Source organism: Nocardia canadensis (genome assembly GCF_032656385.1).
In the GTDB taxonomy this organism is placed as follows: domain Bacteria; phylum Actinomycetota; class Actinomycetes; order Mycobacteriales; family Mycobacteriaceae; genus Nocardia; species Nocardia canadensis.
In genome coordinates this window covers 1,036,994-1,050,133 of the sequence record NZ_JAVCWB010000008.1, presented here as the reverse complement: position 1 = coordinate 1,050,133, position 13,140 = coordinate 1,036,994, and the positions used below count along the sequence as shown (strand labels likewise).

At 69.9% G+C, this 13,140-nt stretch carries 12 protein-coding genes; 6 read left to right on the top strand and 6 right to left on the bottom strand.

The features are described 5' to 3' along the window. The first annotated feature begins 62 nt into the window (after positions 1-62). On the top strand, positions 63-1,532 hold the full coding sequence (locus Q7X29_RS18610) for a hypothetical protein (protein ID WP_316574852.1): 1,470 nt from the start codon (positions 63-65) through the stop codon (positions 1,530-1,532). A gap of 124 nt (positions 1,533-1,656) precedes the next feature. Here the strand turns inward: Q7X29_RS18610 and Q7X29_RS18605 are convergent, their stop codons facing one another. After that, positions 1,657-2,046 carry a MerR family transcriptional regulator gene (locus Q7X29_RS18605; RefSeq protein WP_218720296.1) on the bottom strand — a complete coding sequence of 130 codons (390 nt, stop codon included), beginning with the start codon at positions 2,044-2,046 and terminating at the stop codon, positions 1,657-1,659. A 50-nt stretch (positions 2,047-2,096) separates the two neighbouring features. Between Q7X29_RS18605 and Q7X29_RS18600 the strand changes: the two genes are divergently transcribed. Further along, entirely contained in the window at positions 2,097-2,972 is an 876-nt protein-coding gene (locus Q7X29_RS18600) for an NAD(P)-dependent oxidoreductase (protein WP_316574851.1), read from the top strand. A gap of 4 nt (positions 2,973-2,976) precedes the next feature. On the opposite strand, the gene Q7X29_RS18595 is transcribed toward Q7X29_RS18600, so the two are convergent. Together Q7X29_RS18595 and Q7X29_RS18590 are read right to left on the bottom strand one after the other, a co-directional pair. Then, a complete protein-coding gene (locus Q7X29_RS18595; protein WP_316574850.1) occupies positions 2,977-4,080 on the bottom strand; it encodes a glycosyltransferase in 1,104 nt (367 codons plus the stop codon). Between the two features lie 138 nt (positions 4,081-4,218). Continuing rightward, a complete protein-coding gene (locus Q7X29_RS18590; RefSeq protein WP_255588267.1) occupies positions 4,219-4,944 on the bottom strand; it encodes an SIR2 family NAD-dependent protein deacylase in 726 nt (241 codons plus the stop codon). A 126-nt stretch (positions 4,945-5,070) separates the two neighbouring features. Here Q7X29_RS18590 and Q7X29_RS18585 point away from each other — a divergent pair, with 126 nt between their 5' ends. Further along, on the top strand, positions 5,071-5,808 hold the full coding sequence (locus tag Q7X29_RS18585; protein WP_218720292.1) for an SCO6745 family protein: 738 nt from the start codon (positions 5,071-5,073) through the stop codon (positions 5,806-5,808). On the opposite strand, the gene ppk2 is transcribed toward Q7X29_RS18585, so the two are convergent. Beyond that, entirely contained in the window at positions 5,805-6,740 is a 936-nt protein-coding gene (gene ppk2 / locus Q7X29_RS18580) for a polyphosphate kinase 2 (protein WP_218720290.1), read from the bottom strand. The genes Q7X29_RS18585 and ppk2 overlap by 4 nt on opposite strands. Positions 6,741-6,944: 204 nt before the next feature. Between ppk2 and Q7X29_RS18575 the strand changes: the two genes are divergently transcribed. After that, positions 6,945-8,423 carry a sugar porter family MFS transporter gene (locus tag Q7X29_RS18575; protein ID WP_218720288.1) on the top strand — a complete coding sequence of 493 codons (1,479 nt, stop codon included), beginning with the start codon at positions 6,945-6,947 and terminating at the stop codon, positions 8,421-8,423. A gap of 3 nt (positions 8,424-8,426) precedes the next feature. Here Q7X29_RS18575 and Q7X29_RS18570 read toward each other — a convergent pair whose 3' ends face one another. Then, positions 8,427-9,371 carry an AraC family transcriptional regulator gene (locus tag Q7X29_RS18570; protein ID WP_316574849.1) on the bottom strand — a complete coding sequence of 315 codons (945 nt, stop codon included), beginning with the start codon at positions 9,369-9,371 and terminating at the stop codon, positions 8,427-8,429. Between the two features lie 335 nt (positions 9,372-9,706). Here Q7X29_RS18570 and Q7X29_RS18565 point away from each other — a divergent pair, with 335 nt between their 5' ends. After that, a complete protein-coding gene (locus Q7X29_RS18565; protein ID WP_255588266.1) occupies positions 9,707-10,933 on the top strand; it encodes a hypothetical protein in 1,227 nt (408 codons plus the stop codon). A 37-nt stretch (positions 10,934-10,970) separates the two neighbouring features. After that, on the top strand, positions 10,971-12,062 hold the full coding sequence (locus Q7X29_RS18560; protein WP_316574848.1) for a metallophosphoesterase: 1,092 nt from the start codon (positions 10,971-10,973) through the stop codon (positions 12,060-12,062). Between the two features lie 10 nt (positions 12,063-12,072). Here the strand turns inward: Q7X29_RS18560 and Q7X29_RS18555 are convergent, their stop codons facing one another. Then, the gene (locus Q7X29_RS18555) at positions 12,073-13,077 is read right to left on the bottom strand and encodes an AraC family transcriptional regulator (RefSeq protein ID WP_316574847.1); all 1,005 of its coding nucleotides are present in this window, start codon (positions 13,075-13,077) and stop codon (positions 12,073-12,075) included. Between the last annotated feature and the right edge of the window lie 63 nt (positions 13,078-13,140).

Here is a 13,140-nt window from a genome sequence, read left to right as displayed (position 1 = left end):
TGGACCGGACGATCCGGCGACCCTAGGATCGTCGGATCGTTTCCGGGCAGTGGGGGTAGGTCGTGTCAGCCGTACGCAGCGGTGCCAGCTGGGTGGTCTCGTTCGTCCCCCTGTTCTCGCTCGGCCTGCTGACCTGGCCGCTGTTCGCCGTCCTGGCAGTCCGGGCACGGTCGTGGCCGCTGGCCGGTGCCGCCCTCGGATACCTGGGTCTGTTCGCGGTGGAGGTGTGGGCGAGCGAGCCGGACCCGGTGCGCGACACCATCTTCGACCTGTGTCTGTTCCTGCTGATGGTGGGCGGCACCGCCCACGCGATCGCGGTGCGGCGGCGATGGTTCGCGAGCCCGCCCGTGGTCGGCGATGTCGACGTGGTGGCCACCGAATACCCGGTGGCCGGCGCAGGCGCCGTCGCGGCCGAGCCCGCCGGGTCCACGCTGAGCGCCGAATCCGAGCCTGTGCAGCGGTTGCTCGACGAGATCGACCAGCTCGTGGACGCGAGCATGCGCGACGGCGAACCCCGGGTCGGCTACGACTACGACGACCCGACCTACCCGGACTGCCCGAACCCCTACTGCGGCGAATCCTGGCACGGGCTGGCCATCACCCGGCAGATGGAGCTGATGCGTCACTACGGCGAGGTCGACCTCGACTACGACTACCGCGCCGACGACAGCCTCGTGCTGTGTCCGGGTTCGGCGTTCGAGGGGGAGTGGCCCGCCCCGCCCAGCGTCGAGGCGGCAAGAGGGGAGCCGGAAATCGTTGTCGTGCAAGCAGAGCCGGCGCCAGAGCTCGATCCGCGAGCCGAGGCCAGGGCCTTGGCCGACCGGCTGTGGACCGCCCTCGCGCGACCGGCGCAGGCCCTCGTGGTCACGACGTGGCTGCTCGCGTTCGTCTCGATGTTCCTGGCACCCGCGCACTGGCGCTGGCTGACGGTGATCGTCGGTGCGGTGGCGCCGATGTGTGTCGGCTGGCTCTACGGGCGGCGCGGTGACCTGTTTCCCGCGGGCTATGTGCGGACCCGGTTGCGGGCCCGGCCCATCGTGGTCGGGGCTGTCGGGCTCGTGGTGTGCGCGGGCTGGCTGCCGTTCCGCTGGGCGCGCACACCATCGCTGGGCCCGGCGGAAGGATACTTCGCGCTGATCATCGCCTGTGTGGTGGCGTGTGTCGGGCACGCGGTCGTGCAGATCGCCCGGGTGCTGCCCGTCGGTGCCGCCGAGAACGAGACCCAGGCGAAGACACACGGTGAGAACCTGGTCGTGCTCGGGTTCGGCTGGATGCTGTTCGGTCTGCCTGTCACGCTGCTGTTCGGCTGGATCGCGAGCTACTGGGCGTATCAGCCCGGCGCCATGTGGGCGGCGGTCGCGGTCCTCGCCCTGCTCGTGCTGACCTTGTTCCTCGAAGCCGGCGCGATCAAGATCCTCACGAAAGCCCGTGACGACGGCGACATTCCGATGCTCGTGTTCTTCACGATCGGCGCGGGCGCCCTGCTGGTGTGGTCGTTGCTGCGCATCGCGGAGACCACGTTTCAGCCGTGAGCTCGGTCGTCGGCGCGAATGGGGGGGTGCAGATCCGCATGGCTGGAACCCGGTGCCCGGCTCGTGAAGCAACCGGCCGGGGCCGCCGCTGCACCCCACTGTGCGCCCGCCAGGCCTTCGAGCCTCAGGCGGGCACATCCAGCGGCGGATAGCTGTCGCCACCGGTACGCTCGGCGGCCGCGATGTAGTCGGCGAGCGCGTCCCGGGACCGGGTGAGCCGATCGATCTGCTCGGTGATCCGGCGCATCCGTGATCGCATGGCGCCCAGCAGCTCCGGGCAGCCGGGCAACTCGGGAACCTCGCCCTGCGCGCACGGCAGCAGGAACGCGATGTCCTCGGAGGACAGTCCCGCGCCCAGCAGATGCCGGATCTGCTGGACCCGCAGCACCGAACCCTCGTCGTAGACGCGATAGCCGTTCGGGCTCCGCTCGGCAGGCAGCAGACCCTGCGCCTCGTAATAGCGCAGCTGATGGGCGTTGACACCCGTCCGATGGCTCAGTTCCCCGATCCGCATCCGCATCCTCACTTGACCTTCACACCGGTATGAACGTCGACGATGCTGCCATGGACAACACCACCGCCACACCCGTCACCGTTCTCGGACTCGGCCTGATGGGCCGCGCACTCGCCGGTGCGTTCCTCGACGCCGGCCATCCCGTCACCGTCTGGAACCGCACGAGCGCCAAGACCGAGCAGCTCGTCGCCCGCGGCGCACACCGCGCCGCGACCGTCGGCGAGGCCGTCGCCGCCGGACCCCTCACGATCGTCTGCGTCACCGACTACCGGGCCGTGCGCGCCCTGTTCGACGATGTCGCGCCCACCGGCACGACACTGCTCAACCTGACGTCGGGTGACTCGGCCCAAGCCAGGGACACCGCCCGCTGGGCCGCACAGCACGGTGTCCGCTACCTCGACGGCGCCATCATGGCGATCCCCTCGACCATCGGCACCGCCGAGGCGGTGATCCTGGTCAGCGGAGCAGCCGAGGACGTCACCACGCACCGATCGACGCTGGAAGCACTCGGCACCGTCAGCCATCTCGGTGCCGACCACGGCCTGGCGTCCCTCTACGACGTGGCCGGTCTGGCGATGATGTGGAGCGTGCTCAACGCCTGGCTCCAAGGCACGGCGATGCTGCGGACCGCCGGGGTCGACGCGGCCACCTATGCCCCGTTCGCCCAGCAGATCGCCACCGGTGTCGCGACGTGGCTGCCCGGCTATGCCGCCCAGATCGACCGGGGCGCCTACCCCGCCGAGGTCGCCGCCCTGGAGACCGACGTGCGGTCGATGGCGCATCTGATCGAGGAGTGCCAGGCGCTGGGTGTCAACGCCGAGCTGCCGGTATTGATCAAGGCGATGGCCGATCGCGCGATCGCCGCCGGGCACGGCGGCGAACAGTATCCGGTGCTGATCGAGGAGTTCGGCAAGCCGCACCACTGATCGCTCAACGCGCGGCCAGGAGCGCGACCACCTCGTCGGCGACCTCGTCGACGCCGGGCATCGCGGCGATCTCGCTCGCGACCGATGCGGCGGCGGTCGCGAGGTCGCGGTCATCGATCAGGCTCGTGAGGTGCGCGGCCGTGATCGAGCGGGCGGCCACCGCGATCCCGGCGCCGCGGCGTCGCACCGCGGTCGCGTTCCAGGCCCGATCGCCGGGAGCGGGGGTGGCCAGCTGCGGGACACCCGCCTGGAGGGCGGCGAAGACCGAACCCGCGCCCGCGTGGTTCACCATGGCCGTGCAGTGCGGCAGGGCTTCGTGCAGGGCGATCCAGCCCGTCGTCGTGACACCAGCCGGAAGTGCGGTGGCGCGCTGGATCTTTCGATCGGGCCGGACGATGACGATCTCGGCGTCGACCTCGGGGGCCGCGCGCACGATCGCACGCACCATCGCGTCGGGGCCGTCGCCGAGCATCGTGCTGCGCGTGACCAGAATGCGGGCGCGCGTGGACGGTTCGCGCAGGAACGGAGGGGTGCGGGCCTGGGGCGGGGCGTACGGGGTGTAGCGCAGCGGACGCCCGCTGACCTCGACGATGCTCGGTGGCGCGATCGACAGGGTTCGCACGGGCGCGGGGAGATCGGCGTCGGTGAGCAGCCGCAGCAGTTCCCGGCGGATGACGGTGCCGTCGTCGAGGGCGATGTTGTGCAGGAGCGTGGGAACACCCAGCTGGGCGGCCACGATCGCGGCGGCCGAGGCGAACGGTTCGTGCACGATCAGCTCCGGCCGGAACTCACGGGCCGCCGCGAGCAAGGGCGCGAGCATCGGCCGATTGGTGACGGCGAAGACCCGTGCGCCACCCTGCGCATCGGCCATCCCCCGCGCCGACCGCACGGCCAGCAGAGGATGGGCCCCGAGCCCGCGCACCGCCGAACGGACGTAGTCGATCGGGGGAGCGACCTCGGCGACCGGAAGCTGCGTGCGCACGGCCGCGGTGGCGGCGCCTCCCGTGGCGATCATGACCCGATGTCCGCGCCGCTGCAGGCGGGCGGCCAGCGGCATCATCGGAAACAGGTGCCCGAGTAGTGGCATGGCCACGAACATCACTCGCATCAGGCCTCCGTCGCTGCCGTGGCCGCGTCGTCGGCCGTTCGAGTGCTACGAAACAGCTGCGCGGCGGGTTCATTCGGTGTCGGTGTCGACGGTCATGACCCGGCACCAGCCGGGTGGCCGCCCTCGCGCCGGGCCGCATCAGCCGAGGGTGGCCAGGAGGGCGGGCAGGGCGGTGCCGATGGGCTCGCGGATCACCTCGTCGGCGAGGTCGTCGTAGGGCGTGGGTTCGGCGTTGACGATGATCAGCCGGGCGCCGTGCTCGGCGGCCACCCCGGCCAGCGACGCGGCGGGCTGGACCTGCAAGCTCGTGCCGACCGCGATGAACACGGTGCACGCCTGGGCGATCGTCATCGCCTGCGCGAGCACCCCGGGATCGAGGGCCTGGCCGAACATGACGGTGGCCGTCTTGAGAATGCCGCCGCAGCGCAGGCAGGCCGGATCGTCCTCGCCCGCCGCGATCCGTTCGAGGGCGGACTCGGTGGTCGTGCGGTCACCGCACTCGGTGCACACCGCCGTGCGGGCGTTGCCGTGCAGTTCGACGACCTTGCGGTCGGGCAGGCCGGCGAGCTGGTGCAGGCCGTCGACGTTCTGGGTGATCACTCGCACCGCCACCCCGCTCGCCGCCAGCGCGGTTACGGCGTGGTGGGCGGCATTCGGCTCGGCCCGCCAGGCCGGGTGTTCGCCGCGCATGAGCCAGGAGCGGCGACGGATGTCGGGATCGCGCATGTAATAGTCGTAGGTGACCAGCTTCTGGGCGTCGGGATCGCGCTGCCACAGGCCCTGCGGGCCGCGATAGTCGGGGATCCCGCTGTCGGTGGAGACACCGGCGCCGGACAGGATCGCCACGAGAGGTCGGCTGGTCATGCGGTTCAGCGTAGGTCGGTCGGTCGGCGTGGTCGACGAGAATTTCCCGCCGATCTCGATGAGGGGTGCCGAATCTGGCTATTGCACGCTAAAGTCTGCCTGGATGTACACAGCGGAAGGTGGACGATGTCGTCGACAGCAGTGAAGCAGCAGGTGCTCGAACTCGGTGGAGCATTCATGATCTCGCGTGAGGCCAGGGAATTCGGGCAGGCGGTCGGGGTCCCCGGCTTCCACGGCGCCTACACCCGCGGACGCGGCGGCGTCCTCGGTGACGTCGACGCCGATGTCGTCGCCGCGGCCTTCGGCTTCTTCGAGCCCGGATGCGTCCGGGCCGCTTGGGAATCCGTGCCGCTGCCCGCCGCCGACGCGGCCGCGGCCTACCTCGCGGCCTGTCACGACTTCGGTCGGCGCAAGCTGGCCGCCTACGACGACGCCGACCGGCTCGCCGAGCTGCTCGGCCGCGTCGTCGCCGCGGCGCCGTCGACCGGGCTGCCGCTGTTCGCCGGCTGGCGCGCGATGCCGCTGCCCACCGACGGCCGCGCCGCCGCCCTGCAATTGACCCATGTGCTGCGGGAACTGCGCGGCGGCCTGCACCTGATCGCGGTGCTGGCCCAGGGGCTCACCCCGTTGCAGGCGATCCTGATCGCGGGATCCCCGGTGTCGGACGGTCCGACTCACGCGCGCATGCTCGGCTGGTCCGAACCGTTCGAGCCGATCACCGACGAGCACCGGGCCCGCTGGGATGCCGCGGAGACCTTGACCGACGAACTCGTCGCACCCTGCTTCGACGCCCTCGACGCGGCCGAACGCGACGAACTGGCCGCGTTGATGTCGGCCGCGCACACCGCCGCCTTGGTCCGTTAGGAACCGATCACGTCGCGACCGCGGCCCACGATCAGCGGGTCCGCGGTCGCGACGATCTCCGCGTCCTTGGTGTCGTACTCGAAGCGGTTGAGCACGTACCGCATCGCGTTGAGCCGGGCCCGCTTCTTGTCGTTGCTCTTGACCACGATCCACGGCGCGTGGTCGGTGTCGGTGTGCTCGAAGTTCTCTTCCTTGGCCGCCGTGTACTGCTCCCACTTGTCGAGCGAGGCCAGGTCCATCGGGGACAGCTTCCACTGCCGGACGGGGTCGACCTGGCGGATGGCGAAGCGGGTGCGCTGTTCCAGCGGCGACACCGAGAACCAGAACTTCACCAGGTCGATGCCGTCGTCGACGAGCATCTTCTCGAACAGCGGGGCCTGGCCAAGGAACCGCCGATGCTGTTCGGGCGTGCAGAAGCCCATCACCCGCTCCACACCGGCCCGGTTGTACCAGGACCGGTCGAACAGCACGATTTCCCCCGCCGCGGGCAGGTGCTCGACATACCGCTGGAAATACCACTGGGTGGATTCGCGGGCCGAGGGCTTCTCCAGCGCCACCACCCGCGCGCCGCGCGGATTCAGATGCTCCATGAACCGCTTGATGGTGCCGCCCTTGCCCGCGGCGTCACGGCCCTCGAAGACGATGACGATGCGCCGCCCGGTCGCCTTGATCCAGTTCTGCAGTTTCAGCAGCTCGATCTGCAGCAGCCGCTTGTCCAGCTCGTACTCGGTGCGCGACAGGCGTTCATCGTAGGGGTAGCCCTCGCGCCAGGTGTCGACGATCAGCCCCCCGGGCGCGGTGAGCAGCACGGGATCGTCGTCGTCGCTGTCGTCGACGGTGAACGCCGTGGTGTCGGCGAGGTTCACAGCGGTGGCGAGATCGGCGATCTCGCTGACCTCGCGGGGGATCTGACGCGTCTCGACATCGGTCATCTCGCGGACGCTAAGCCACGAGCGTGACGGCGAGGTGAACGTGCGGTGTGGGACCGCGGCGCACCGGGTCGTGGCCGGGCCTTCGGCCCGCGTCGGTGGTGAGCGTGTCCTGGACGGAGCGACCCGCGGGTCGGGGCATACTGCGACCAGACCACACAGCGACCAGCGTGGCAGGGATGCCGCGCCGCGGAGAGGACGACGCCGATGTCCGACGGAGGTTCTTTCACCGACCAGTCCGCCGCTCCCGACGACGAGAGCGCGCCGGGCAGCCACATCATCCGGATCGCTTCCGTCGCGGCGCTGGGTGGTTTGCTGTTCGGTTTCGACAGCGCGGTGATCAACGGCGCGGTGGCGGCGATCCAGGACGAATTCGGTGTCGACGACGCCGTTCTCGGCTTCGCCGTGGCCTCGGCGCTGCTCGGTGCCGCCGCGGGCGCGATGACGGCGGGCCGCATCGCCGACCGGATCGGCCGGATCAAGGTCATGAAGATCGCGGCCGTGCTGTTCTTCCTCAGCGCGGTCCTCACCGCGCTCGCGCCCAGCGTGTGGCTCCTGGTGATCGGGCGCATCATCGGCGGCCTCGGGGTCGGCGTCGCCTCGGTCATCGCCCCCGCCTACATCGCCGAGACCTCACCGGCCCGCATCCGCGGCAGGCTCGGCTCACTGCAGCAGCTCGCAATCGTGCTCGGCATCTTCCTGGCCCTGCTCGTGGACTATGTGCTCGCCGAGATCGCCGGCGGTGCGAGTGAGACGCTGTGGCTGGGTCTCGAGGCCTGGCGGTGGATGTTCCTGTCGATGATGGTGCCCGCGGTCGTCTACGGCGTGCTGGCCTCGACGATTCCGGAGTCCCCGCGGTATCTGGTGGCCACCCATCGCATCCCCGAGGCGCGCAAGGTGCTGGCGTTGCTGTTCGGTGAGAAGAACCTCGAACTGACCATCGGCCGGATCGAGGACAGCCTCAAGGGCGATGTGAAGCCGTCGTGGAAGGACCTGCGCCGCCCGGCGGGCGGGATCTATCCGATCGTCTGGGTCGGTCTGCTGCTGTCGGTGTTCCAGCAGGCGGTCGGCATCAACGTGATCTTCTACTACTCCAACGTGCTGTGGGAGGCCGTGGGATTCGAAGAGTCCCAGTCGTTCCAGATCAGCGTGTTCACCTCGGTGGTCAACATCGCCACCACCATCGTCGCGATCATGCTCATCGATCGGATCGGGCGCAGGCCGCTGCTGCTGGTCGGTTCGATCGGCATGACGGTCACCCTGGCGACGATGGCGGTGTGCTTCGGCACCGCCGACCAGGTGCCCAACTCCGAGGGCACCCTGGAGCCGCAGCTGACCGGGGCGAGCGGGCCGATCGCGCTGGTCGCGGCGAACCTGTTCGTGGTGTTCTTCGGCATGAGCTGGGGCCCGGTGGTGTGGGTGCTGCTCGGGGAGATGTTCCCGAACCGGATCCGTGGCGCCGCACTGTCGCTGGCGGCGGCGGGGCAGTGGGCCGCGAACTGGGCGATCACCGTGTCCTTCCCGAGTCTGAAGAGTTTCTCGCTCGGCTTCGCCTACGGCATGTACGCGGCGTTCGCGCTGCTGTCGTTGGTGTTCGTGGCGCGGTTCGTGCCCGAGACCAAGGGGATGTCGCTCGAGGACATGGATGCCGCGACCGGTGTCGGACGGCCCGCGTCGGCGGGCTGATCGCTAGGGCCGCACCATCTGCCGGTAGTCGGCCGGTGTCGCGCCGACCGTCTCCCGGAACGCGCGATGGAATCCGGATTCGCTGCCGAATCCGCAGGCGGCGGCGATCGCGCCCATCGACTGGTACCGCTCGCGCTGCAGCAGTTTCTTGGCGCGATCGATGCGGATCACCTTGATGTGGTGGGCGATCCCGCCGCCACCGACGAGGCGGTAGAGCGTGCGCCGTGAGACCCCGCACGCCGAGGCGACCGTGTCGGCGCTGAGTTCGGGATCGCAGGCGTTGGCGCGCAGGAAGTCGAAGACCTGCTGCCGCAGCACCGCGGTGATCTCCTCGGGCTCGCTCTTGCGGCGGGCCGCGGTCGCCACGGCGGCACCGAACAGTCCGAGCGCGTGCGGGACCAGCGGCGCCGCCTGCGCCGGATCGGCGGCGACGAGGTCGAACAGGGCGGTGAAGCAGGAGATGACAGTCGGGGCGACGGTGCCGGGCCCGTAGGCCCTGGCGGTGAGCGAGCGGGTGTCGGCGACCGAGATCCGCCGCGTCGGTACCTGCACGACCAGTTCCTCGAAGGTGGAGGTCCAGGTCGCGGAATAGGGGCGGGTGCTGTCGAGGAAAACCAGAGTGCCGGGCTCGGCTGCGACGGTGCGGCCGTCCTGTTCGAGCACGGCGCTCCCGTCGAGGGTGATCACGCCCAGCACACAGTCCTCGGTGTCGGCGCTCAGGTCGACGTGGCGACGGCGCGCCCGCTGCGCGTCGGCGCGGACACGGGACAGGCCGACGGCGTTCTCCAAAGTGGCGTACTCGATGCGCGCGTGGTAGTCGGCGGTGGTCATCGGGTCGACCTGCATACGGAAATACATCGCGCACACGCTGTCGCGCCAGAAGTCGAAAGCCTCCCTGGGGGAGACGCTCTCGGTGCTGAGCACCAGGGGGGACAACCGGTCGGGCATCGACCCAGTATCCATCGGGCAACCCAGGTTGTCCTCGGATGTCGACGACGGCCACGACCGCGAGCGTGCCGGTTCGGCGACCACCTCCGCGACCAGGCTCGCCTATGCTCGGCGGCCACGCGGGCTCGCCCTCACGATGGCCTGCACTCGGGCCGCTACATCGTGGCGAACGCCCTTTTTGGTGAGTGCAGATTAACTGAACGTTTGTCCAAGTTGGCTGATTGTTCATGTAAACAGCACTGTTTCGGAAACTGTGCGGCCTAGGTTCGTGTCGCACCCTCACCCGATGCCCTCGGCGGTGCGCCGAGCGCCCGCCCAGCCGGAGATCACAGCGCATGCCTCTGTCCCTGTCCCGCGTCACCGCGCCCTGCGTCGGTTCCCTCACCGCGCTCACCGTGGCCGCCGGCATTCTGCTCGCGCCCGGCACCGCACGGGCGAGCACCGAGGACACCCTCGCGGCTACCCCGATCGGTGACGCGGCGGCGCTGTGCACCACGGGCGCGCCGACATTCGACGATGTGGTCACCGCGGCCGCGTCGGTCCTGCGCGGCATGGTCGGACCCGCGCAGCTGGCCGCCTACGACCAGCAGGTCGCCGGATTCCGTGCCGAAATCGCCGCTGTGCGAGTACATCGGGACGGGCTGCCGATGCGGCCGGAGCGGGTGGGCACCCGACTCGCCGAGCTCGACGACCCGATCGTCACCTACCTGGTCAACGGACTCGACGCGGTGCGCACCGGCCGGATCGACCAGACGATGTCGGTCTCGCAGCTGACCGTCGACGACGCGATCGAAGTGTTCATCCTCGCGACCGGCATCGTGAAGATCCCGGCCAAGCTCGCCGCCGGGATGGTCCCCACAGTGGGGATCTTCCTGAAACCGATCGTCGGCGCCGCCTTCACCGGCACCAAGGCCCTGGCCCGGGCGGTACAGAATTCGATCGACGCGGGCTGCGTGGCCCCGAACGTCTACCCGCCGCTGGACCCGGCCTCGGTCGCGATCGAACCCGTCGACGTACCGCGACCGATCGAGGACCTGGCCGCCCTGGTCATGACCGCCGACGGCACCTGTACTCCGATCGCCGACCTGACCATCGCGGCTGTCGTCGAACGCTCGCGAACATTCCTGACCAGCGGCGCCGTACAGGTCGACAAGACCGCGGTCGACCAGGCCGCCGCGGACCTGCAGGTGTTCCTGGCGAGCAATCGGGTGGCCGAGGTGATGCTGATGCGCCGTTCCGACGAGCTCGGGCCGCTGGTGGAAGCCCTCGACCTGGGTCCGCTGACCTTCCTGGCCAACCTCGGCGCCGACGTCGCCGCGGGCACGGCCCTCGACACCGTGCCGCTGGCCCAGGTGCAGGTGGAGAACGCCTTCGACCTGGCCACCCTGACCCTCGACATCACCAGCCTGCTGTTCTCGGCCGGCACCTCCCTCGCCGGGTACGCGGGGGTCGCCGACGCGGTCCTCACGCCCCTGTCGATCGTGCAGAAGCTGGCCTTCGCGCCGACCGACTACGGCGCACCGATCGTGCGCGGCGTCATCCAGTCGATGTGCGCGGTGTAAGTTTCCAGCGATCCCAGACCAGAAGGTGAGCATCCACGTGTCGCACTCCATCCCGGGCTCCACCCCGGCCGGTATCGGCCGACGCGAAGTTCTGGCCGGCGCCGCGGGCGTCGTCGCCGGCATCACCCTCGTCGGGCTCACGCCCGCGGCGGCGGTCCCGGCCGAGGTGCCCAAGTTCGCGCCGGGCGCCGGGCGCACCGCCCGGATCCTGATCACCGGCGACGCGGGCACCGGCAGCCGCACCCAGTGGGCGGTCGCCGACGCGGCCCGCGCCTTCCACGCGCGCGAACCGTTCACGATGGCGGTCGGCCTCGGCGACAACATCTACGAGTCCGGTCCCGACGGACCCGACGACGTGCAATTCGCCACGAAGTTCGAGGATCCCAATGCGGGACTGGACTTTCCGTGGGCCATGGTCCTGGGCAACCACGACACCTCCGCGGTGTTCCCCGGCGACGGCGGCTGGCTGCTGCGCGGCAACCACGAGGTCGAATACCACGCCAGATCGCGTCGCTGGTGGATGCCGAGCCGCTATTACTCGGTGCGGGTGCCCGAGGAGAACCCGGTGGTGGAGTTCTTCGTGCTCGACGTCAACCCGCTCGCGGCCTACATCCCGCCGCTGCTCGACCCGTACTGGTCGGTGGACGGTCAGTACATGAACGAGCAGCGTGCCTGGCTGGACCGGGCGCTCGCGGAATCGACCGCGCCGTGGAAGATCGCCTGCACCCACCACCCCTACCTCAGCAACGGACCACACGGCGACGCGGGCAACTACGAGGGTCTGCCGATCGAGCCGATCAACGGCGTGCACGCCAAGCGATTCTTCGAAGACCATGTGCTGGGCAAGGTCTCGTTCCTGCTGTCCGGGCACGACCACACTCTCCAGGTGCTCGAACCGACCGCCGCGTCGAAGGGCACCCGCCAGATCGTCTCGGGCGCGGCGGGCAAGACGGCCGCCGGTCGTCCGGCGACGCCCAAGGATTCCGCGCATCCCGCGCTCTACGAGACCCAGCACGAACTGGGCTTCATGGTGATGGACCTGAGCCCCGAGAAGGTGACGCTGCGCGTGGTCACCGTCGATGCCGCCTCCGGTGTCGGCACCCAGGTGTTCGACCGTCGCCTGGCCTGAGCGCGGCCGGTCAGTGGCGTGGGCGTTGCTCGCGCCACTGCCGGGGGCTGGTGCCGTAGTGGCCGCGGAACCAGCGCGAGAAGTTGCTCACCGAGGAGAAGCCGAGCAGGTCGGCGACTGCGGTGAGGGAGTGGCGGCGGGTGGTGACCAGGCGTTCGGCCAGCGCGGCGCGGGTCTCGTCGACGATCGCGGTGAACGTGGTGTCGTCCTGGGCGAGCCTGCGGTGCACGGTGCGCCGGTCGACACCCAGACTGCGGGCCACCTGATCGACGGTGCAGCGTCCCGTCGGTAGCAGCAGTTCCACGAGTTCGCGGACCCGGTCGGTGACGGTGGCCTCCCGCGTCGGGGTCAGCGTGCCCACCAGCTGCTGGGTGTAGGTGCGCAGCAGCGGATCGGCCATGGCGTTCGGGGCGTCGAGATCGGTGCTGTAGGTGAGGATTCCGTCGAAATCCTGATCGAACTCCACGTGCGGACCGAACATCTTGACGTAGGTGGCGCGATCGCGCGGCGCGGGGTGGGAAAAGCAGACCTGTATCGGCCGCCACGTGGGCCCGGCGAAGCCGCGCAGCAGTCCGTGCAACACCCCGGTCGTGAGCTCGACGGCTTGGCGCACGGGCACCTGCCTGCCTACATCGACCGAGACCCGCAGCGTGGCTACGCCGTTGGCCTCGATGATCTCGGTGTGCAGCGCCTCGTTGTACATGTGCTCGTGGCGCGAGAGCAGCCGCAGCGCGCTGCGCACATCGGGCTCCTCGCGGATGACCAGGCTCAGCGGGCCGAGGTTGGCGAAGCGCCGCAGCTGCGCCAACCGCAGGCCGAAGTCTTCCCGACCGGATTCGGCGGCCGAGCGTTCCAGCAGTTCGGCCACGGCCTCGGCCGGCACCCAGCGATCCTGGGTGCCGAAACCGGCCGGGTCGAGGCCGCAGTCGCGGATCAGCCGCGCGGGCTCCAGCCCGAGCGATCGCGCCAGTTCGACGTAGTCGTTCAACGACGCGTACCGGGACAACGGCTTCACCGGACCACCTCCTCCAAGTCCCGAGATGAATAGTTTTCTGTCCCGTCAGGATAAGCATTGAGA

Excerpts from the sequence above, each read along its gene's own strand:
- Q7X29_RS18605 (WP_218720296.1), bottom strand. The coding sequence starts at position 2,046 with ATGCGGATCGGGGAACTGAGCCATCGGACGGGTGTCAACGCCCATCAG.
- Q7X29_RS18600 (WP_316574851.1), top strand. The coding sequence starts at position 2,097 with ATGGACAACACCACCGCCACACCCGTCACCGTTCTCGGACTCGGCCTG.
- Q7X29_RS18595 (WP_316574850.1), bottom strand. The coding sequence starts at position 4,080 with ATGCGAGTGATGTTCGTGGCCATGCCACTACTCGGGCACCTGTTTCCG.
- Q7X29_RS18590 (WP_255588267.1), bottom strand. The coding sequence starts at position 4,944 with ATGACCAGCCGACCTCTCGTGGCGATCCTGTCCGGCGCCGGTGTCTCC.
- Q7X29_RS18585 (WP_218720292.1), top strand. The coding sequence starts at position 5,071 with ATGTCGTCGACAGCAGTGAAGCAGCAGGTGCTCGAACTCGGTGGAGCA.
- ppk2 (WP_218720290.1), bottom strand. The coding sequence starts at position 6,740 with ATGACCGATGTCGAGACGCGTCAGATCCCCCGCGAGGTCAGCGAGATC.
- Q7X29_RS18575 (WP_218720288.1), top strand. The coding sequence starts at position 6,945 with ATGTCCGACGGAGGTTCTTTCACCGACCAGTCCGCCGCTCCCGACGAC.
- Q7X29_RS18570 (WP_316574849.1), bottom strand. The coding sequence starts at position 9,371 with ATGCCCGACCGGTTGTCCCCCCTGGTGCTCAGCACCGAGAGCGTCTCC.
- Q7X29_RS18565 (WP_255588266.1), top strand. The coding sequence starts at position 9,707 with ATGCCTCTGTCCCTGTCCCGCGTCACCGCGCCCTGCGTCGGTTCCCTC.